This is a genomic window from Vibrio sp. ES.051, assembly GCF_002563795.1.
Classification (GTDB): domain Bacteria; phylum Pseudomonadota; class Gammaproteobacteria; order Enterobacterales; family Vibrionaceae; genus Vibrio.
On sequence record NZ_PDJL01000004.1, the window covers coordinates 1305428 to 1328022 of the forward strand.

Here is a 22595-nt window from a genome sequence, read left to right on the forward strand (position 1 = left end):
TCGCTCTGTTATGCTGTTGTCGTTCAGCTATTTGCCCCAGTCACTCTCTTAGCAATATTTCTCTTACCCTATCCATAAAACAGTGAGGTAAGAACGCTTTAGCAAAGTCAGGAGCTTTCTTTGGTCACCGTCGATAAACAAGACTCAATAACGTTAAAAATCAGTCACGCACTCGCAAATAGCAAAAGTGTCGACCTTGATATTTACTTTTTTTTACCCGGTGAACTTGGTTTAAACGCCGATATCATCAGTGAATCCGAATTCTATTACACTTCTATTACGCAGCAACGATCTTATTACAGTACCGAAATCCTTCTTCCGCTAGTCCATAGCCGACTGGCCAAACGTGGCCGATTATCAAATCAACAATATCGCGTGAGTTTAAGTTTATTCGCATATCAGTACGTTATTGCGTTAGATAAAGCCGTCGCGAGTTTGAATAAACAAGAAATTAACTCGGTAACAGAAGATGAAGTAGATGAAGTGATCGAGCTAACGCTTGAAATACTAAAACGCTTAAGACGTTCTATCCCCTATGAAGAAAACTTAAAGCGTTACTACATTAATATCGATAATTACCTGTCTTGGTATACCGAACAGAAATTTCTGTCGTTGGTTGCTCACCTTCCACGCGAAGGCGATTACAGCACGATCAAAAAGCGTTTAATTATCTTATGTGAAAAAGAGCAGGCTCACAGAAAGCTCAATAAGTACAACTCACCTAGAGTCGTCGAAGACGTTACCCGCCTCTCTAACAAAATGCGTTTGTTAAGACGTTTAATAGAGCACCCTATCATTCTTAGGGAAGAAACCGTCTCCATGGGTAACAACATCAAACGGGCAATCAAAGGAATTGCAACAGGGTTGGTGATGGTCGTGGTTACATCGACCGTGATTTTAGCACGTGATTACCTTGGGGAAATTTCTGCGTCGTTTATTATCGCACTGTCTTTTATTTACGCTCTGCGCGAGATATTCAAAGATGATTTGCGCGATGCGATGTGGCGCTGGATTCGTAAAGGCAAACCCAAGTGGCGTAAAAAGTACATGGATCCTACGACGAAAAAAGTGGTTGGGAAAAAATTAGAATGGTTGGATTATCGAACGCTTGCAAGCTTGCCGGATAAAATTCAAATTATACGTAAAAAACGGGTCGTTCAACGAGAAGAGCAAATACTGCACTATCACGAGAAAACCGAGATGGCAACTTCTCTATTTTTAAGTGGTTATGAGCAAACTCGCGAAACGTTGAATATTAGTTTACGACCTATCATCCGTTTGATGGATAAAAGTTCGAACCGCGTTTACCGGCTAAACGAAGGTCAAGTGACGAAAGAATCGGTAGAGAAGCGTCACCTGCTTAATGTGATTGTCAAAGAAGACAACCACACCGATGAACCCGTTTATTATCGCTGGAAAGTCGTACTTAACCGTTCTAAAATCGTATCTATCGAGAAAATCGAACTCAATTAGAAATCGTTCTCTGAATTAAAACGATTAAGCAGCCTTCTTCTTTTGTTGAGCTGCTTTTTTGATCGATAACGTCAAAGAAAACTCAGCCATTGGCTCTGAACCATGCAGGGTTGGACATAGCGCAATGATTTTAACATCACGATTTACCCGCTCTCCGGTCGCCAAGGTATGATCAAGCATTTCATCAATGACATGACCATCGTGACAAACAAAGTGCACGTCAGCTTCTGGTCGTTTTAAAAACTCGGCTTTAACCCCTTTAAACGCCAACGAGATCGCCTCGCCTTTTGCTTGCGCTTTGCTCATCGCAAGAAAACCACCAGCTACATCAGCGCCAACCGCTAAAGCACCAAAATACATGCTATTTAGATGGTTTTTGGTTCTTCTCCGCAGGGGAATGCGCACTTCAACATGTTCACTATCAATCGCAATGATCTTAGGATGGCACAACCAAATCAGAGGCACTTTAGAAAAGCCAAACAGATTCAGATACAGGTTTGCGCGGCGTACAACTGATAACATTTTTGGTCTCCTTACCAATCTAGTCAGACCAGTTAATCAATCAAGCCTACCAATGTCAAAGAAATGTTAATAAAACCTCGATCTTCGCTGCTAATTATGCTTTCTCACGCTACGTTGTCACAAAGCATGCCCGGCGTACATGAAGCCACCATCCTTTGCCAGAGCTTTAAAGTAGCCCTAGAACTAACGGTTATAAATTCAAATGTATATATTGATTTAGTGATCAGGTTTGATCCTTTACACATAGGCGCTCTAAATGAATACAACACCTTTGTATACAATTCGGTATTTCATCGCGAAGATTCCCGTGAAACGGTTTATTCCTGCCTTCAATTCCGTTATCTTTACCTCTTCGCAATAGAGAATAAAGCTATAACATGCCAATAAAAACAGATGAATTGAGAACCCAACCTTTGGGTCCAATGCCTACCCCTGCAGAACTGGGTAGTGTACATCCTATTACGGATGACGTTGCAGACCGTATCGCTCAATCTCGTCGTCAGATTGAGAACATTTTATCGGGTAAAGACGATCGCCTGATTGCTATCGTTGGTCCGTGCTCAATTCATGACACAGAAGCCGCCATTGATTACGCCACTCGTCTGAGTGCAATCCAAGATAAGTACAAAGATGAGTTATTTATCGTGATGCGTGCTTACTTTGAAAAGCCTCGTACCGTCGTTGGTTGGAAAGGTTTAATTACTGATCCTAACCTAGATGGCTCCTATGCACTTGAAACCGGCCTTCATAAAGCACGTAAACTGCTACTGGATATCAACAAACTTGGTCTGGCAACTGCCACTGAGTTTCTTGATATGATCACGGGTCAGTACATTGCAGATTTAATTACTTGGGGGGCAATTGGCGCTCGTACAACAGAATCTCAAATTCACCGTGAAATGGCTTCTGCTTTGTCGTGCCCTGTTGGCTTCAAAAACGGCACCAATGGTAATGTGAAAATTGCGATTGATGCAATACGTGCCGCTCAATCACCGCACTACTTTTACTCGCCAGATAAAAATGGTCGCATGACGGTCTACCGCACAAGTGGTAACCCTTATGGTCATATCATTCTGCGTGGCGGAGAAAAAGGCCCTAATTTTGATGAAGCGTCGGTGAAGCAAGCGTGTGATGCGCTCGCGGAATTTGATATTCCACAACGTTTGATTGTGGATTTCAGCCATGCAAATTGTCAAAAACAGCACAGAAAGCAAATTGACGTTGCTCAAGACATCTGTAATCAAATTCAGTCAGGCAGCACTCGCATTGCGGGTATTATGGCAGAGAGTTTTATTATTGAAGGCAATCAGCCGATGACTGATATTAATAATTTATCTTACGGTCAATCCATTACTGACCCATGCTTGGGTTGGGAAGATACCACAACAATGCTAGATATGCTGGCAGACGCAGTAAAATCCCGCAAGTCCCTATAACACGATAATCAAGGAATCTTCATGCCATCGTTTGATATTGTTTCTGAAATCGATACGGTTGAACTACGTAACGCCGTTGATAATGCTAACCGTGAACTGTCTACTCGTTTCGATTTCCGCAACGTAAATGCGAGTTTTGAGTTAGTCGAAGAAAACGTAAAAATGTCTGCGGAAGGTGACTTCCAGCTGAAGCAAATGCGTGACATTCTACGTAGTCACTTGGCCAAGCGTAATGTCGATGCAAACTCGATGGACGCACAAGAGCCAGATGTCACAGGTAAAAACTGGCACCAGACCCTCCAGTTCCGCCAAGGTATTGATACGCCAACGGCAAAAAAACTGGTTAAGTTGATCAAAGACGCGAAGCTAAAAGTACAAGCCTCTATTCAGGGTGACAAAGTTCGTGTAACGGGTAAAAAACGTGACGACCTGCAAGCAACCATGGCAGCAATCCGAGAAGCCGAACTCGGACAGCCGTTCCAGTTCAATAACTTCCGTGATTAATAATATCTCCTACTCTTAGGTTTAGAAATCACCACCTAAGAATTGTAATAAAAAACGCCAGCGATAGATTCGCTGGCGTTTTTGAAGGTACGTATGTAAACATCATTAGATAACTAAATCTTGCCCTTGCAGCAATAAAAATTCACTTGTCCCTTGAGGAATAAACACGCAAACGCGGAGGTTTTCGGTTTTAGCTTTCGCCAACATATCCGAAAGTTCAGCCGCGCTAGTAAAACCTTGTCGCTCGGCGTCTCTTCTTACCAATTCTAGAACATCAGCTTCACATCGCGTCGAATACAACGCGAGCTCAGCCTGCTGCATGTAGCGAACCGCTTTTATCGGTAGCATCTCTACATCTTTGCCAACTTGCACCCATGTACAACTGCCTTTTTCATCCAGTGGACTTGTCATCGTTTGCTGGTAAATCATTTCTAGCTCTCGATTGTTGCGCGCATTTTCAACGTCAGGATTGGCAAAGAACTGCTCCCAAAATTTACGGCGTAAATCAACACTTGGTAATGCTTCTTTGATCGAATTGCGTTTTGAGTTAGCAAAGTCCGCCATCAAGCCCATATTCTGCGGCAGGATGGATTCAAGTTTTTCACGAATATTGCGGATTAAGACAGGAGATGCCCCACCGCTCGAAATGGCGATTTGAATACGGCCACGATTGAGCATCGAGGGGGTGATGAAGTCACAGTAAGGTTTATCGTCAACCACATTAACCAAAATTCCAAGCTCCTTTGCATCCTTAAAGACTTGGTGATTCAGTTCCGGATTGTCGGTTGTCGCCCATACTTGAATGAACCCTTGAGTGACAATGTCACTAGAGTAGAAGCATTGAATCCAGCGAATTTTATGCTCAAAGGCTAACTTAGATAGAAAATCAACCAATGTAGGAGAGACGATAGTGACATCCGCCCCCGCCTTTATTAAAGCTTCCACCTTACGGCTAGCCACCTCTCCACCACCAACGACAAGAACGGGTTTATTAATCAAATCTAAGAACAGAGGAAAATATCGCATTTCAATCCATGATTACTCTAATTAGCTATTAGAAACTATGCTACCAAAAATGGGGCAAGCTCATCACCCTGTTTCGATATTACAAATAATTTTTGTTCGAATTTTTACTGAACTCAGCCAAGCTCAACTAATGACAGTTTTAATAACAACTTTTTATTCTCTTGTTTTGGACACTTTTCTGTTGATAGTTCTGATGCACCAAATTGGCCCTGAACTGCACTATTTACAAACAATTAACATTTCGTCATTCTAATCCCCAAGGCGCTTTGTGAATTCTCTCAAAAATCCATTTAAATTATATATTTGAGAATTTACAGATCCTTTCCTACGCTTATAACTGGTTGATTTACCGATTTGCTGTTTCTTCGAAATCAATCACGTAGGACGATAATACTAACGAATTGGACTCGTTGTTTCAGGTCGCTCCTGATTAAACATGGATCATACAGGAAGGATACAAATGGCAAATAAACTAACAGTTCTTGCTTCCGTCGTAGCGGCTTCTACTGCCATGATGGCAACATCAGCTCAAGCAGCAAGCGCTACTCTGGACAAAGTAACAACACAAGGTTTTATTACTTGTGGAGTAAGTACCGGTCTACCTGGTTTCTCCAACCCTAATTCAAAAGGTGAATGGGAAGGCATCGACGTAGAATATTGCCAAGCACTGGCTGCAGCCGTTCTTGGGGATAAAACAAAAGTTAAATATGTTCCCCTAACCGCGAAAGAACGTTTCACCGCTCTTCAATCGGGTGAAATCGATGTACTTTCACGTAACACGACTTGGACACTTCATCGAGATACAGCGCTCGGCCTAAACTTTGTCGGTGTAAACTACTACGATGGTCAAGGTTTCATGGTGAAGAAAGAGCTTGACCTTTCAAGTGCGAAAGAACTTGATGGTGCCTCTATATGTGTACAGTCGGGTACCACTACCGAACTTAACCTAGCCGACTACTTCCGTAATAATAGTATGTCTTATAAACCTGTCGTATTTGATACGGCTGCACAAACCTCCAAAGGTTTTGACGCTGGTCGATGTGATGCACTAACAACCGACCAGTCGGGTCTTTATGCGCTGCGCTTGAACCTTAAAGCCCCATCTTCTGCAGCGGTTCTTCCTGAAATTATCTCTAAAGAACCTCTAGGCCCGGTTGTTCGTCAAGGTGATGACCAATGGTTCAATATTGCTAAATGGACACTGGCGGCAATGGTGAACGCGGAAGAATACGGTATTACCTCTAAGAATGCGGACGAGATGTTGAAATCGAAAGATCCAAACATTAAGCGGATTCTGGGTGTCGACGGCCCTAAAGGTAAAGGCTTGGGTATTCGTGATGACTGGGGTTACCAAGTTGTCAAGCAAGTAGGTAACTACGGTGAAAGTTTCGAACGTACGGTCGGTAAAGGCTCGCCTTTGGAAATTTCTCGTGGTGTCAATGCGCTATGGAATGCAGGCGGCTTTATGTACGCGCCACCAATCCGATAAACGAGTTAATCAGGGCGGGTTACGCCGCCCTTTTTCTTGATTACATTCATCTGGATGAGTAAGGAACACTCATTGGCTGGCTTTAACCAAATGAATTTGAAATAGATGAAAATTGATCATTTAGAACCATCTATCGCAAGTGAATAAAAAGTGGTTGAGCCGACACGGAAGTCACTTATTCGTGCAGAGTGATATCTATAATTAAGGTTTGAGGTTATCGCTGTATGAAACCGACAAAAGATGCATCGCCAAGTACGATGTCCAAACCAAGCGGAAGCAAGAGCCTGATTTATAATCCCGCCTTTCGTTCTGCTATTTTCCAGATCATTGCCATAACTGCACTGGCATTCTTCTTTTATACCATTGTAAGCAATGCCCTGAATAATTTAGATGCTCGAGGTATCGCAACTGGTTTCGGCTTTATGAACCAAGAAGCAGGGTTCGGTATTGGGTTAACTCTGATTGAATATGATGAAACTTTTTCTTATGGCAGAACTTTTATTATAGGTCTGTTAAACACCGCTCTCGTTTCATTTTTAGGGATTATCTTAGCCACTATTATTGGTTTTACAATGGGGATAGCGCGCCTATCTTCTAACTGGTTAGTCAGCCGACTCGCCACTGTCTATATTGAAACGTTCCGAAATATCCCTCTTTTATTACAAATTTTCTTTTGGTATTTCGCAGTGTTACAAGCGCTGCCATCCCCCCGACAAAGCATGAGCCTTGGCGAAGCGATATTCTTAAATGTACGGGGACTCTTTTTCCCTGCCCCTGTGATGGAAAACGGCAGTGGTATCGTTGTCGCTTCATTTATCGGTGGTGTGATTGCAAGCTTGTTAATTGCTCAATGGGCAAAGAACAAACAGCGCTTAACTGGGCAGCAAACCCCGACGGGAAAAATTGCTCTTGCGCTCGTGATTGGGCTACCTTTGGTCGTTTATTTCCTTGTCGGCATGCCAATTTCATTAGAATACCCAGCCCTAAAAGGATTTAACTTCCAAGGTGGAATTAGCATTATTCCAGAACTTGCGGCGTTACTTTTGGCATTAAGTGTCTATACCGCTTCCTTTATCGCAGAAATAGTACGCTCGGGAATTAATGCCGTGAGCCATGGTCAAACTGAAGCCGCAATGTCTCTTGGCTTACCGCGCTCAAAAACCTTGAAGCTTGTTGTTATCCCACAAGCACTAAGAATCATTATCCCTCCATTAACCAGCCAATATTTGAACTTAACCAAAAACTCCTCGTTAGCGATGGCGATTGGTTACCCTGATCTTGTTTCTGTTTTTGCTGGCACAACACTGAATCAGACCGGTCAAGCGATTGAGATTATTGCAATGACCATGGGCGTTTACTTAACCCTCAGTTTGATTACTTCTGCGTTAATGAACTTGTACAACCGTAAAGTCGCGCTGGTGGAGAGATAATATGAGCACACATAAGTTTCAACCTGATCTCCCACCACCCGCCAATACTGTCGGCTTGGTAGGTTGGATGCGTCAACATCTTTTTAATGGGCTCATAAACTCTCTTGTCACAGTGATTCTTGCTTACGTAGTCGTCACAGCTCTTTGGAGCATTATCGACTGGGCATTGATTAGTGCCGATTGGTTAGGCTCTACGCGCGATGACTGTAGCCGTGATGGTGCATGTTGGGTATTCATCAGTGTCCGTTGGGAACAGTTCATGTATGGTTTCTACCCAGAAGCGGAGCTGTGGCGCCCTCGCCTGTTTTACATCACGCTGGCTATCTTTACTGCATTGCTCGCCTATGAAAAAACACCAAAGCGAACTTGGATTTGGCTGTTCTTCGTCAATGTTTACCCTTTCATTATCGCGGCCCTTTTATACGGCGGTGTCTTTGGCCTTGAAGTCGTCGATACCCATAAATGGGGCGGATTACTCGTCACATTAATTATTGCGCTTGTTGGCATCGTTGTATCTCTGCCGATTGGTGTTGTCTTAGCGCTAGGTAGACGATCAGACATGCCGATTATTCGAAGTATTTGTACAATTTACATCGAAATATGGCGTGGTGTTCCGCTTATCACTGTTCTGTTCATGGCGTCGGTGATGCTTCCGCTGTTTATGTCAGAAGGTTCAGAAACCGATAAGTTGGTCCGAGCACTCATCGGTGTAGTGATGTTCGCCTCCGCTTATATGGCAGAAGTCGTTCGTGGCGGTTTACAAGCAATCCCTAAAGGGCAATATGAAGCCGCAGATGCGCTTGGTTTAAGCTACTGGAAAAAAACAGGGCTGATCATTTTGCCTCAGGCATTAAAGATCACAATCCCTTCTATCGTAAATACTTTTATCGGCCTATTTAAAGACACTAGTTTGGTGTTAATCATTGGTATGTTTGATGTACTAGGCATCGGGCAAGCTGCAAATACCGACCCTGACTGGCTTGGCTTTGCCACAGAAAGTTATGTATTTGTCGCGTTAGTATTTTGGATATTTTGTTTTGGCATGTCGCGTTATTCGATATGGCTTGAAAACAAACTTCATACCGGTCACAAACGATAACTCATCAAGATCAAGGACGTATTATGACTCAACAACAAGACTATATGATCCAGTTGAAGGACATGAATAAATGGTATGGTGAGTTTCACGTACTAAAAAACATCAATCTCGAAGTGAAACAAGGCGAAAAAATTGTTATCTGTGGCCCTTCCGGCTCTGGAAAATCCACCATGATTCGCTGTATTAATCGTCTTGAGGAGCATCAAGCTGGTAGCATTTATGTTTCTGGTACCGAGCTGACTGATGATTTAAAGAACATTGAAGCGGTCCGCCGCGAAGTCGGAATGTGTTTTCAGCACTTCAACCTTTTCCCTCACCTAACCGTTTTAGAGAATTGTACTCTTGCTCCTATCTGGGTTAAGAAAATGCCAAAAGACGAAGCAGAGGCTGTTGCGATGAAATACCTACAGCGCGTTAAAATTCCTGAGCAAGCAGATAAGTACCCAGGGCAATTATCTGGCGGTCAACAGCAACGTGTAGCGATTGCTCGTTCTTTATGCATGAACCCGAAAGTCATGTTATTTGACGAGCCCACATCCGCTCTCGACCCAGAAATGGTCCGCGAAGTTTTAGATGTCATGGTGGAGCTTGCCGAAGAAGGCATGACCATGCTTTGCGTAACGCATGAGATGGGCTTTGCCAAAGAAGTCGCCGACAGAGTCATTTTTATGGACGCCGGAGAAATCATTGAAGAGAACAACCCTGTCGACTTCTTTGAAAACCCCCAATCCGATAGAACGCAAAACTTCCTCGCACAAATACTGCACCATTGATGCCTTATTTTGTCGCAATTTATGATGACATCTACATCTATAGAAGCACTGATTTCAATAGAATCAGTGCTTTTTGTTACTAAAATCGAGAAACTGTGTGACAATCGGCTTACTTTGCCTAACAGTAATATTGTGTTACAAGTTACCACATACATAACACCTTATTTCTATTATTATTTTATCTTAGTTATGTATGGTTAGGGCTTGATTTTTTGAACTTTCAATCCCATAAATGTACTTATAAGAAAGTCTCTTATCGAGGAAGATTATGAACAGTCCAATGTTTACCCGCACTTCAACACAAGAAAGTGCTCTACAAACCAACAAAGTGTTGCGTAATACTTACGCTCTACTTTCAATGACGCTTTTATGGTCAGCAGGCGTTGCTGGCGTTGCAATGGCTTTTAACTTACCACATCCGGGCATCATCCTAATGTTGGTTGGTTTCTACGGTCTGCTTTTCTTAACAGAGAAAAACCGTAACAACAGCCTTGGCCTTGTATTTACTTTCCTATTCACTGGTTTCCTTGGCTATACCATTGGGCCAATCCTAAACATGTACATTGGTGCAGGAATGGGCGACGTCGTATTAACCGCTCTTGGCGGTACTGCCCTGTCCTTTATGGCCGCATCTGCGTACGCACTAACGACAAAGCGTGACTTATCACTGATGGGTGGTTTGATGCTGTCTCTGTTTGTCGTGCTTGTTGTAGGTATGATTGCAAGCATCTTCATTCAATCAACGATCCTACACCTAGCAATGAGCAGCTTGTTTATCGTTTTCTCGACAATGGCGATTCTGATGACAACTCAAGGTATTATTCGTGGTGGAGAAAATAACTACATTTCTGCAACTATTACGCTATATGTGTCAATCTACAATATCTTCATCAGCTTGCTAAGCATTCTAGGCATCATGAATGATGATTAACTTGTCAGAGTGAATCTAAAAAGCCCGGAGGTAAACTTCGGGCTTTTTTTATTTGTCGCAGAATAGAAATAAACCGTTATCTACCACTTTATTTAAATATCGTCAGCTACCTCATTTTTACCATCAAAACTCTGTTAAAGGTGAACGCCTTTGCATAGGCATTCATTTTTATTATTACTCACCCCGATAATTTTCTAACAGACTGAATAACTTCCCATAATTATGACTAAGAATAATTTAAAACCATAATTTGTATGCTTTTTCTGCGCTCAGGCAAGAAGTCCTAATTCTTTTGTTGAGAACATCCGTACCTGTAAGCTAATCTATAAACATCCATGACCACTTAGCGGATAAACGTTATGTTCGTTTACAACGGAAAAGAAATTGAAACTGATGCTCAAGGTTACTTGTTAGACCATACTCAATGGGAAGAAGGTATGGTTGAGCTTTTAGCGAAAGAAGAAGACATTGATCTTACCGAGGCTCATCTGGAGGTCGTACATTTCGTACGAGACTTTTATGAAGAGTTTAACACCTCTCCTGCCGTCCGCATGCTTGTCAAAGCAATGGAGAAAGCGCACGGACCTGAAAAAGGCAATAGTAAGTACCTATTCAAGCTATTCAAGAAAGGTCCTGCCAAACAAGCAACCAAATTAGCAGGCTTGCCAAAACCAGCTAAGTGCTTATGAGACTATAAAATTTTAAAGCCGCGGAACGGTTTATACGACGCCTCTTCTCGAGTCACGCTATCCACGGTGGCTGTCCGCGGCCCTTCTTGTAACCACTCTGAAAAGTCAGTAATTTGCTGCTCTGTTCCACACGCCAGCACTTCGACATCACCATTATTTAAATTCTTCGCGTAACCGGTCAAACCAAGTTTTAAACCTTGATGAGATGTATGGTAACGAAAGCCAACACCTTGAACATGACCTTTTACTATAAATCTCTCACACTTTACATTCATCGTTGTACCGCTTCTTTTTATTGAGTGATATATTCATTTCATCTATTCACCCCACTAAGGATAGTGGGTTTTTGTACGGTTATAATAATTATGAAAGAAATTCCATTTCGTTGGATTGATAAGTATCTCATTCACTTAAAAATCCAAGAGAAGTTCTACTTACTCTTTTTTCTTCCCGTTCTCGCTCTCGTTATGCTCACTCTTGTTCTCAATAGTGCAGCAAATACTCTTATTTCAGGAATGTACCAAGAAGAACTCGTGCTGATAAAAGGGCTAATCGAAGCAGGTAACCTTTCTCAAACACAAGTATCCAACTTACTAGCTAGCTCTGAAACCATTCGATTAGGCTCTGGTTCAGACTCAGTGTCAGTCCTTAACGGCGCATATAGCTTAGTTGCCAATCACGAACTTTCGTTGTGGTCAGCGCTTTCTGTCACTCAAATAAGCCTTATTTGTGTCGGCCTATTCATTTTAGCGTTTGGTGTTTACTACATTATGACGTTCATCGGTGGCGCTATGTTTACCATGAATAAGGCTTTAAACACGTTAGCGGATGGGGATTTAACCGCGCGAATGCACTTTTTCCCTGTTCGTGACGAGTTTAGTGAAATTGCTATTACTATCGACAAAGTGGCAGTGCGTGAACAAAAAATGGTTCTCTCGATCCAAGAATCTGTCGCGTTGATGCAACAGATAAGTGCCGACTTAAACCAATCCATTCATCACAGCTCTGATATATCGAATACCCAACAGGAACACTTAAACTCACTGGCAAGTGCCACCGAACAAATGGCATCAACCATTCGTGAGGTTGCAACATTAGCGCATGACTCAAGTACACAGACAGATGACGCACGAAGTGTTGCACAGTCTGGGCAAGTTAAAGTTGAAAACACGCTTCACTCCATTTCGGAGCTGTCTACTGAAATTCAATCTGCTTCTAAAGCGGTAGAAGAGCTAGACGCGAATGCTGCGCAAATTGATGAAGTGGTTACCACTATCAACGCTATTTCAGAGCAAACTAACCTACTCGCATTAAATGCAGCGATTGAAGCCGCACGTGCGGGTGAGCAAGGTCGGGGTTTCGCCGTTGTCGCTGACGAAGTTCGAGCATTGGCTGGACGAACTCAACAAGCAACAGTAGAAATTCAAGCAATGATCGAATCGTTACAGCGTAACAGTCAATCTCTAACAAAACTGATGGAAGTAACGGTAAACAATGCCAATGAAGGCCAAACTTTAATGGCAGAAGTAAACCATGAAATCGGCTCACTAGCAGATAAGAATCAGACCATCTCTGACAGTAGTATCCAGATCGCGACTGCGGCCGAAGAACAAGGTGTCGTGGCAGACAACATCGCGTCTAGCGTTGAAGATATCCGCATTCAAGCAAACAACGTGTGTAATATGATCAGCACGACGTCGCAAAACGTAGAGCAACTTCGTGCGCAAAGTGACACGATGGAATCTCTCCTTACAGGCCTCAAAGCTTAAAACCTATCTCTCTAGCTATAAAAACGGTCACTTAGGTGGCCTTTTTTATGGCTCGCATTTTATCGTCTACCTCTAACATGTTCCCATAAGTCTACAATTAAGGCTTAAGCAATGGCTTGGACTGCTGGCTGATGTTGCTTTTGCCAGTAACATCCCGGACAATACGCCCCTTTCAAAATTCAACAAGAGCTACAAGAAATGACTGCTGCTATCTATTTGGTTAAAGGTCGTGAGAAATCGGTTAAGCGAAAGCACCCTTGGATTTTCTCTAGAGGTATCAATAAAGTTGAGGGTGAACCAAAACTTGGCGAAACCGTTGATGTATTCACTTACGATGGAAAATGGCTAGCAAAAGCCGCGTATTCTCCGGTTTCTCAAATTCGTGCTCGTATTTGGAGTTTTGAAAAAGAAAATATTGATAAAGCGTTTTTCGTTAAGCGTTTGAAACATGCACAACTTCTTCGTGAAGACATCATCGAGCGAGATGGCCTTACTGGTTACCGTTTAATTGCCGGAGAATCAGATGGCCTTCCGGGCGTAACTATCGACCGTTACCAAAACTTTTTTGTATGTCAGTTGTTGAGTGCCGGAGCCGAATACAATAAGCCCGCTATCATTGAAGCATTAATCGAATGCTTCCCGGAAAGCAATATTTACGAACGCTCTGATGTGGCCGTTCGTAAAAAGGAAGGCTTAGACGAAACGACTGGTGTTCTGCATGGTGAAGAACCTCCGAAGTCTGTCGTTATCGAAGAGAATGGCGTAAAAATCAGTGTTGATATCGTTGGTGGTCACAAAACTGGTTTCTATCTAGACCAACGTGATAGTCGCCAACAGTCGATGAAATACATGAAAAATAAAGAAGTTCTCAACTGCTTCTCTTATACTGGCGGCTTCGGCCTTTATGCTCTTAAAGGTGAGGCAAAGCGCGTAATTAATGCCGACGTTTCTCAGCCAGCACTCGACACTGCAAAGCACAACGCAGAATTGAACGAATTTGATATTTCGAAAAAGCGCGCCGTGTTTCTAAACGCAGACGTATTTAAGCTGCTTCGCGAGTATCGTGACCAAGGCACAAAATTTGATGTTGTGATTATGGATCCGCCTAAATTTGCGGAGAGTAAAGCGCAACTCAACGGCGCTTGCCGTGGTTACAAAGATATCAATATGTTAGCCATGCAAATTCTAAAGCCGGGTGGCACGTTGCTAACCTATTCTTGCTCGGGACTAATGGATCAAGTGTTATTCCAGAAAATTATTGCAGACGCTGCCTTAGACGCGAACCGCCAGGTGAAGTTTGTAGAGCGTTTTGAGCAAGCAGCGGATCATCCAACTGACACTGCTTATCCTGAAGGTTTCTACCTAAAAGGCTTTGCATGTAAAGTGCTTTGACACCACCTCAATGGCGCTTGCGTTGTTAAGAAAAAACGGAGCTTTTCGCTCCGTTTTTTCTCTCTTCTATTATTCTCTTAATTGCTCAAGATTAGAAATCAGACTATTGGCAATATCGGCTGCAGAAGCACCATCAAAGTTAACCTCCAACTGTTGTCCATCTTTGTTGATGGTTAAGGTTGAGTTCCCGGAGCCTTCAGTTATAGACAAGGATATGCTATTCACTTGACCAGAAAAATCACCAGACTCAAAGTCATCAAGTAATGCCGACATATCGGTGCCAGACACATCATCAAATAGATCTCTTAGTTCAAGTTTATCACCTTCTGACGCATCAAAGTCTGTCACTGAGTCCACAGCATCATCCATTTGAGTCCAAACAAAGGTATCTTCATCGCCTCCACCAGTAAGGATATCGTAGTCTAAACCTCCGATTATGATATCTTCACCTGCATTACCTGAAATAGTATCCTCTCCTTCTCCACCAAGTAAGATATCGGCACCTGCTGTACCGATAAGCGCATCGTTATCATTTCCGCCCACGCCTGGAACACTGCCAGCACTGCCGGTGACAGAGACAGTAAGTGCACCTATATCAAAATCACCGTTTGACGATTCAGTTCGATAAGAGATTCTCGCACTGTCTCCATCATCCAAATTATTTGACGGGATAAAGACCAATTGATTGTCTACGATGAGCACTTGACCTTTACTTGAATCAACCACTGCGTCAGCTAATGTCAATGTGGCTGCGTTGTCGTTATTGGTGTCGTTTGAAAGCACATCAACCACTATTGGTGTGCCTTCAGGTGTAGATGCAGCATCATCAACGGCCTCGACAGAGTTTGGCTCTAAATCAAACGAAACGGTTTCTACAATAGTATCTCCATCACCGTCTGTTAGTACATAATCGAAATCAAACTGTGTTGCAACTGCAATCGATGAAGCAAAGAAGGTGTACTCCCCAGTATTCAAGTCGATAACCACAGAATTTTGACTATCTACTACAAGCGTTACTGTTTCTTCAACAATATCAACAATCGCCGTTGCTCCTGTATTGTTGGCACCATCATCCACCGTAATGGTTGTGCCATCAAACATCACCGTAATACCTGTTGCACCACCATAGTTAAACGACGATACATAACCACCATCAGCACCAAAGAATGACGTACTTCCACCCATACCAGACGAACCTAAAGCGCCTGTAATTGGTGTAACGACCGATTGGATAAGTATCGCTGGAAGGCTATTGATATCCGGAACAATTATTGGTGAAATTTGCTTATCTATAGGGTTGTTCGCATCATAGGCAACTGGCTCTAAGAACTGAGTCGACGCCCCACTACCAATACCATAAGCAAGTCCTGTTACATTGTATTGCTCTAGCTGCGCTTCCCAATCCGCCTGTTCTGTCGCATTAATCTGATTCCCAGGAGAGTTAGGGTTACCATCCGACAGGAAATAGCTGAGGTTGTTTGCGTCTTCAAGTAACTCAACATTACCCCATACGTCATCTTCGACAGCAAGTGCAATGGCATCGTCATAGTCCGTACCACCACCTGCAGTTAAACCATTGATCAGATCGATAGCTTGATCAACATCCATCCAAATTGTCGTTAAATCATTAGGTAAACTGTTATCTGACGATTCATTACCACTTTCACCAAGAATATTCGCGTTACTACTAAAAGTCGTGATTTGAACTTTGGTATCTCCAAGCAGTTGATATTCTAATAACAATGCTATCGATGCACTTTTCAGCACATCAAGGCGCGAAGTAACGACATTAAAGCTCGAACCCGTGACAGAGTCCCACCCCATCGAACCTGATACGTCTAAGATTAACTGAACATTGGAACCAGTTGTTTGCATGGCATTAACGTCTTCTACAACCATTTCAGCAAATGGTGAATCATCTTCAATGGCGACTGTAGCGGTTGCTGAGCTAGTAACACCGAACGCATTTGATGCAATAACAGGAACTTCTAAATCTATCACATCTTCACCACCACCATCTGGGTGATCGACTTTTCCTAGTAACTCTGCTGATAAATTGCCTAGGTCATCAACCGACACCTCGATAATAGGCTGACCGCTTGCGGAACCTGTTAGTATTTTATCGCTGTTCGATAATGTCCAAACTAAGGTGTCCCCACCACTTGAGATTAGTGCCGTTGGAAGACCCAATGTGACACTCTCAACCGTCGAACCTAAATTAAGTGTGTCGGTATCATTAATGGAATCTGTTGTATCAGTGAAACCAGCCAATGCGGCACTGTCGACATTCGCATCGGACAAACCTTCTTCAGATACGCTCAACGCTACACCAGAAATCGTTGGTGGTATCGCTGGATTAACCGCAAATGATCCAGAAACACTATCTCCATCGGCATCCGTTACTGTATACCCAAAGTCGATATAACCATCACCTATTGGCTTGCTGAGTGGCTCGTACTGAACGAACTCCCACTTACCTGTACTCGGCGTAAACTGCACTTCGAACGCAACAACATTATCCGTTGAACCAACTAAACGATTAAGGTTTTGCGGATCGACGCTGACCGTAATATCGTCACCATCTGCGGTCTTTAAACCAGACTCTGCACCTGTTAATACTGTTGTTCCTGGACCATCAGCACCGTAGGTAGAACTAATCGTTCCTTCTGCAGACGCGATCGGAGTGCCGCCATCAGAACCAATAAAGGTAATGGCTCTAACAGTAAAGTCACTATTATCTTCGATATTCGAAGCATTACCATTACCCGTTGCTTCCAGAATGATCTGGTCGAAACCACCTTGTTGAACACTAAAGTTTGCTGCGAAATCGCCACTCTGAGCATCTGAACTAAATGTTTGCTGGGCAATAAGTACGCCATCTCGATAGAATGACGCCAGCCCTTCTTCTAGTTCACCACCAAACATTTTGGCAAATTCAATTTCAGCACCAAATGCAACTTTATCGCCTAAATCTATAATGAGTTTTTCAGATACTCCTTGCTCGTTAGCAAAGCGGTAATCGATCTCGTTATCCAATGGGAAGCCGTTATCACCTGAACTTTTAACACCAATACCATCTGAAGACTGATTGATTTGTGCAGCACCAAGCGTAACCGATTCATCTGAAAGAAAACCTTCAGCTGTGACTACAACATCACCAAAAGATCGGCTGAAAGAGTCTGACCCATTACCTATAAAACTAACTTGCCCAGTAATAACATCAGGGATATTCAGGTTTGTTACATCTACAGCTTGTACATTGTTAGGAACCAATGGGCGGTCATCTTCAACGACAATGTTTAGGCTTTCAGACGTTGTGCTTTGACCGTCACTGACTGAAATCTGCAAATCAAAGTCAATGATATCTTCAACATCGTTCACCGGATGATCTAGTGGTTCAAACAATGTGACGGTGTAATCCCAAGATCCTTGTCCTGAGACGGCAGGTTCAGTGAGGACGACTGTTGCAACAACAGCCAAACTTGCAGTAGAAGCCGTCAATGTTTGATTATTACTGTTCCATACCCAAGAGACCGGTTCCCCGCCCGATGTAAGCGTATTTGGACCAGAAAGAACTACTGAAACATTTGCGGTATCAGGGTCTCCAACCGTAAATGTTCCTGAGAAACTGGCAGCATTTACTGTGTCGGTAGGTGAACCAGTATTGTCAGGAATACCATTGGTTAAACCTTCTTCCGAAACAACAACATCGATGACATCAGAGATAGTCGGAGGTGCATCGTCGTCGATAATGGTTGCGTTACCGAGATCTGAGCCTGATACAGGGCCAACGCCGACAACAGAAACGCTAAAGTCCTCATCTTGCTCAAATATTGCATCATTTACAGTATCAATGCGTACATCGAATTCCGTCAAGCCTGCCGGAACCGTGACTAAGCCGGAGGCGGGCACCGTGGTCCAGCCTGAGCCAGTATTGTATTCCAAGGAGCCTAGATCCCCCGCTTCGGTATCGCCAAGGTTTAAGCCTAACTCGACTTGAACCTCCGCTTCAGAGGCGTTCGATAAGGTGACTTTGAAGTTGGCGGTTTCCCCTTCATTAATCGTGCCCGCATCGCTGATGGACACCATCGGACGGTCATCATCTGGATCCGACCCGGGGCCATTGCCGTCATCGACGATGGTCGCCGTGCCGGTGTCGCTGCCTTGCACCGCACCCACTCCCGTGACATCCACACTGAAGTTTTCTGCGCCTTCATACACTTCGTCGTCAATCGACGCAATGCGCACATCGAACTCGGTCAAGCCTGCCGGAACCGTGACTAAGCCGGAAACGGGCACCGTGGTCCATCCCGAGCCGGTGTTGTATTCCAAGGTGCCGAGATCTCCTGCTTCGGTATCGCCGAGGTTTAAGCCTAATTCAACTTGAACCTCCGCTTCGGAGGCATTCGTCAGTGACACGACAAAATTCGCCGTCTCTCCTTCATTAATCGTGCCCGCATCGCTGATGGACACCATCGGACGGTCATCATCCGGATCCGATCCCGGGCCACTGCCATCATCGACGATGGTCGCTGTGCCGGTGCCGGTGTCGCTGCCTTGCACCGCACCCACTCCCGTGACATCCACACTGAAGTTTTCTGCGCCTTCATACACTTCGTCGTCAATCGACGCAATGCGCACATCGAATTCCGTCAAGCCTGCCGGAACCGTGACTAAGCCGGAAACGGGCACCGTGGTCCATCCCGAGCCGGTGTTGTATTCCAAGGTGCCGAGATCTCCTGCTTCGGTATCGCCGAGGTTTAAGCCTAATTCAACTTGAACCTCCGCTTCGGAGGCATTCGTCAGTGACACGACAAAATTCGCCGTCTCTCCTTCATTAATCGTGCCCGCATCGCTGATGGACACCATCGGACGGTCATCATCTGGATCCGACCCGGGGCCATTGCCGTCATCGACGATGGTCGCCGTGCCGGTGTCGCTGCCTTGCACCGCACCCACTCCCGTGACATCCACACTGAAGTTTTCTGCGCCTTCATACACTTCGTCGTCAATCGACGCAATGCGCACATCGAATTCCGTCAAGCCTGCCGGAACCGTGACTAAGCCGGAAACGGGCACCGTGGTCCATCCCGAGCCGGTGTTGTATTCCAAGGTGCCGAGATCCCCCGCTTCGGTATCGCCAAGGTTTAAGCCTAACTCGACTTGAACCTCCGCTTCAGAGGCGTTCGATAAGGTGACTTTGAAGTTGGCGGTTTCCCCTTCATTAATCGTGCCCGCATCGCTGATGGACACCATCGGACGGTCATCATCTGGATCCGACCCGGGGCCATTGCCGTCATCGACGATGGTCGCCGTGCCGGTGTCGCTGCCTTGCACCGCACCCACTCCCGTGACATCCACACTGAAGTTTTCTGCGCCTTCATACACTTCGTCGTCAATCGACGCAATGCGCACATCGAACTCGGTCAAGCCTGCCGGAACCGTGACTAAGCCGGAAACGGGCACCGTGGTCCATCCCGAGCCGGTGTTGTATTCCAAGGTGCCGAGATCTCCTGCTTCGGTATCGCCGAGGTTTAAGCCTAATTCAACTTGAACCTCCGCTTCGGAGGCATTCGTCAGTGACACGACAAAATTCGCCGTCTCTCCTTCATTAATCGTGCCCGCATCGCTGATGGACACCATCGGACGGTCATCATCCGGATCCGATCCCGGGCCACTGCCATCATCGACGATGGTCGCTGTGCCGGTGTCGCTGCCTTGCACCGCACCCACTCCCGTGACATCCACACTGAAGTTTTCTGCGCCTTCATACACTTCGTCGTCAATCGACGCAATGCGCACATCGAACTCGGTCAAGCCTGCCGGAACCGTGACTAAGCCGGAAACGGGCACCGTGGTCCATCCCGAGCCGGTGTTGTATTCCAAGGTGCCGAGATCTCCTGCTTCGGTATCGCCGAGGTTTAAGCCTAATTCAACTTGAACCTCCGCTTCGGAGGCATTCGTCAGTGACACGACAAAATTCGCCGTCTCTCCTTCATTAATCGTGCCCGCATCGCTGATGGACACCATCGGACGGTCATCATCCGGATCCGATCCCGGGCCACTGCCATCATCGACGATGGTCGCTGTGCCGGTGTCGCTGCCTTGCACCGCACCCACTCCCGTGACATCCACACTGAAGTTTTCTGCGCCTTCATACACTTCGTCGTCAATCGACGCAATGCGCACATCGAATTCCGTCAAGCCTGCCGGAACCGTGACTAAGCCGGAAACGGGCACCGTGGTCCATCCCGAGCCGGTGTTGTATTCCAAGGTGCCGAGATCTCCTGCTTCGGTATCGCCGAGGTTTAAGCCTAATTCAACTTGAACCTCCGCTTCGGAGGCATTCGTCAGTGACACGACAAAATTCGCCGTCTCTCCTTCATTAATCGTGCCCGCATCGCTGATGGACACCATCGGACGGTCATCATCTGGATCCGACCCGGGGCCATTGCCGTCATCGACGATGGTCGCCGTGCCGGTGTCGCTGCCTTGCACCGCACCCACTCCCGTGACATCCACACTGAAGTTTTCTGCGCCTTCATACACTTCGTCGTCAATCGACGCAATGCGCACATCGAATTCCGTCAAGCCTGCCGGAACCGTGACTAAGCCGGAAACGGGCACCGTGGTCCATCCCGAGCCGGTGTTGTATTCCAAGGTGCCGAGATCTCCTGCTTCGGTATCACCGAGGTTTAAGCCTAACTCGACTTGAACCTCCGCTTCAGAGGCGTTCGATAAGGTGACTTTGAAGTTGGCGGTTTCCCCTTCATTAATTGTGCCTGCATCGCTGATGGACACCATCGGACGGTCATCATCTGGATCCTCGCCCGGGCCATTGCCGTCATCGACGATGGTCGCCGTGCCTAAAACGGGGGTATTTTGCTCATCAGTACTTCCTGAAAGTGTGAAGGTTTCTGGACCTTCGAGCACGGAGTCATCTACAGAGTCTAAAGAAACGGTAAAAGTGCTCTCGCCAGAAGGTATCGATACAGTAAAAGCACCGTTCTCATCGACTTGAACCTCCTCCGTTAAGCCATCAGAAAAGGTCACAAGTACCGTATCATCAATATAGTCGACACCAACTTGGTCAGATGAACCACCAGTAGCGGAATCATCTGATAACGAAAAATTGATGTTGGTATTGTCTTGAATTGGCTGGCTCAGCGTAATATCAAAGAAAACTCGATTACCCTCATTAACTACCGGGTTCGAGATATCCTGAACAAAGTTTGTCTCGGGTAATGGCGCGTTTCTCGCTTGAATATATTCAAGTAAAGAGAGTGCTTGAGTACTTGACAGTCCAATACCATCAATACCGCTTGTCTCAAAATTGGTACTTGCTAGTGATTCGGCACCAGTTCGATCTACCGCGCCCGTTGTCTGCGGGCTAGATCCAATATTTTCACCCGCTGCAGTTTCGAACTCTTCACCAAGCTGAGTTGGGTCCTCTCCACTCGCTATCGCTTCAATCAGTGCAGTAATATCATCGGTTACATTTATCGCGCTGCCTTGCGGTGTCACTTGTTCGATGACAAGCTCTGAAGTGTCTGAAACCTCTTCAATAATTAATTCCCCGGGTTGAGGTAATTGTCCTTCTTCTAAGATTCTAATTTCCCCATCCAGCCCGATAACTACTATGTTGCCCATTAATGAGCTCAAAGTTAGTCGATCCATATCTACCTCACCCCAATTCAAACCAAGTTAAAAGTTTGTTACTTCTACATTTACGTCTATAGTTTAGTCAAAATCATTATATTTTCGTTGTATGTGTGATTTATATTTTCGTTATGTGTGTGACTGTCAATAGTTAGACCGATTAATAACTCAGGGGGTGAGGTTATTTGAAAGCCATAAATTACACAGGTCGTGAAGCACTATGATATTAAGAACTCAAACTTTTCTTCTGCTTAAACCCACTGTGTTGCGAAGCAATATTTACCACATGGTCTAGGATTTAAAGGGAGAACCTTTGGATTTTTCGAATAAAAACCTTGGTTTAACAGTCGGTTGAGATATTGCTTATCCAAACACTGTTTTTTACGATATTTCATCTCACTTT

General features: G+C 44.8%; 15 protein-coding genes. 11 read left to right on the top strand and 4 right to left on the bottom strand.

Annotated features, from left to right (window positions below; all coding sequences use genetic code 11):
- Positions 1-120 precede the first annotated feature (120 nt).
- Positions 121-1473 (top strand): hypothetical protein, encoded by a 1353-nt coding sequence (locus ATG66_RS12460; protein ID WP_098415599.1) that lies wholly within the window; start codon positions 121-123, stop codon positions 1471-1473.
- Positions 1474-1497: 24 nt separating this feature from the next.
- On the opposite strand, the gene ATG66_RS12465 is transcribed toward ATG66_RS12460, so the two are convergent.
- Positions 1498-1995 carry a DUF4442 domain-containing protein gene (locus ATG66_RS12465; RefSeq protein WP_098415600.1) on the bottom strand — a complete coding sequence of 166 codons (498 nt, stop codon included), beginning with the start codon at positions 1993-1995 and terminating at the stop codon, positions 1498-1500.
- Between the two features lie 377 nt (positions 1996-2372).
- Here ATG66_RS12465 and ATG66_RS12470 point away from each other — a divergent pair, with 377 nt between their 5' ends.
- Together ATG66_RS12470 and ATG66_RS12475 are read left to right on the top strand one after the other, a co-directional pair.
- Positions 2373-3431 carry a 3-deoxy-7-phosphoheptulonate synthase gene (locus ATG66_RS12470; protein WP_098415601.1) on the top strand — a complete coding sequence of 353 codons (1059 nt, stop codon included), beginning with the start codon at positions 2373-2375 and terminating at the stop codon, positions 3429-3431.
- A gap of 21 nt (positions 3432-3452) precedes the next feature.
- A complete protein-coding gene (locus ATG66_RS12475) occupies positions 3453-3935 on the top strand; it encodes a YajQ family cyclic di-GMP-binding protein (protein WP_098415602.1) in 483 nt (160 codons plus the stop codon).
- 105 nt (positions 3936-4040) lie between these two features.
- On the opposite strand, the gene ATG66_RS12480 is transcribed toward ATG66_RS12475, so the two are convergent.
- Entirely contained in the window at positions 4041-4961 is a 921-nt protein-coding gene (locus ATG66_RS12480; protein ID WP_098415603.1) for a siroheme synthase, read from the bottom strand.
- A gap of 460 nt (positions 4962-5421) precedes the next feature.
- Between ATG66_RS12480 and ATG66_RS12490 the strand changes: the two genes are divergently transcribed.
- The 6 genes from ATG66_RS12490 to ATG66_RS12515 all read left to right on the top strand — a co-directional run bounded on the left by ATG66_RS12490 (position 5422) and on the right by ATG66_RS12515 (position 11372).
- Positions 5422-6450, top strand: a complete 1029-nt coding sequence (locus ATG66_RS12490; protein WP_098415604.1) for an amino acid ABC transporter substrate-binding protein — start codon at positions 5422-5424, stop codon at positions 6448-6450.
- A 224-nt stretch (positions 6451-6674) separates the two neighbouring features.
- Complete coding sequence (locus ATG66_RS12495) at positions 6675-7880, top strand: amino acid ABC transporter permease (protein ID WP_098415605.1); 1206 nt, start codon at positions 6675-6677, stop codon at positions 7878-7880.
- Position 7881: 1 nt separating this feature from the next.
- Positions 7882-8979, top strand: a complete 1098-nt coding sequence (locus ATG66_RS12500; protein ID WP_098415606.1) for an amino acid ABC transporter permease — start codon at positions 7882-7884, stop codon at positions 8977-8979.
- Positions 8980-9002: 23 nt separating this feature from the next.
- Positions 9003-9752, top strand: a complete 750-nt coding sequence (locus ATG66_RS12505; protein WP_098415607.1) for an amino acid ABC transporter ATP-binding protein — start codon at positions 9003-9005, stop codon at positions 9750-9752.
- A 268-nt stretch (positions 9753-10020) separates the two neighbouring features.
- On the top strand, positions 10021-10683 hold the full coding sequence (locus ATG66_RS12510; protein ID WP_098415608.1) for a Bax inhibitor-1/YccA family protein: 663 nt from the start codon (positions 10021-10023) through the stop codon (positions 10681-10683).
- Positions 10684-11042: 359 nt separating this feature from the next.
- A complete protein-coding gene (locus ATG66_RS12515) occupies positions 11043-11372 on the top strand; it encodes a TusE/DsrC/DsvC family sulfur relay protein (RefSeq protein ID WP_098415609.1) in 330 nt (109 codons plus the stop codon).
- Positions 11373-11374: 2 nt separating this feature from the next.
- Here ATG66_RS12515 and yccX read toward each other — a convergent pair whose 3' ends face one another.
- Complete coding sequence (gene yccX, locus ATG66_RS12520; RefSeq protein ID WP_098415610.1) at positions 11375-11647, bottom strand: acylphosphatase; 273 nt, start codon at positions 11645-11647, stop codon at positions 11375-11377.
- Positions 11648-11737: 90 nt separating this feature from the next.
- On the opposite strand from yccX, the gene ATG66_RS12525 reads away from it, so the two are divergent.
- A complete protein-coding gene (locus tag ATG66_RS12525; protein ID WP_098415611.1) occupies positions 11738-13141 on the top strand; it encodes a methyl-accepting chemotaxis protein in 1404 nt (467 codons plus the stop codon).
- A 198-nt stretch (positions 13142-13339) separates the two neighbouring features.
- On the top strand, positions 13340-14533 hold the full coding sequence (locus ATG66_RS12530; protein WP_098415612.1) for a class I SAM-dependent methyltransferase: 1194 nt from the start codon (positions 13340-13342) through the stop codon (positions 14531-14533).
- Between the two features lie 69 nt (positions 14534-14602).
- Here ATG66_RS12530 and ATG66_RS20580 read toward each other — a convergent pair whose 3' ends face one another.
- Complete coding sequence (locus ATG66_RS20580; protein ID WP_257145737.1) at positions 14603-22210, bottom strand: Calx-beta domain-containing protein; 7608 nt, start codon at positions 22208-22210, stop codon at positions 14603-14605.
- Between the last annotated feature and the right edge of the window lie 385 nt (positions 22211-22595).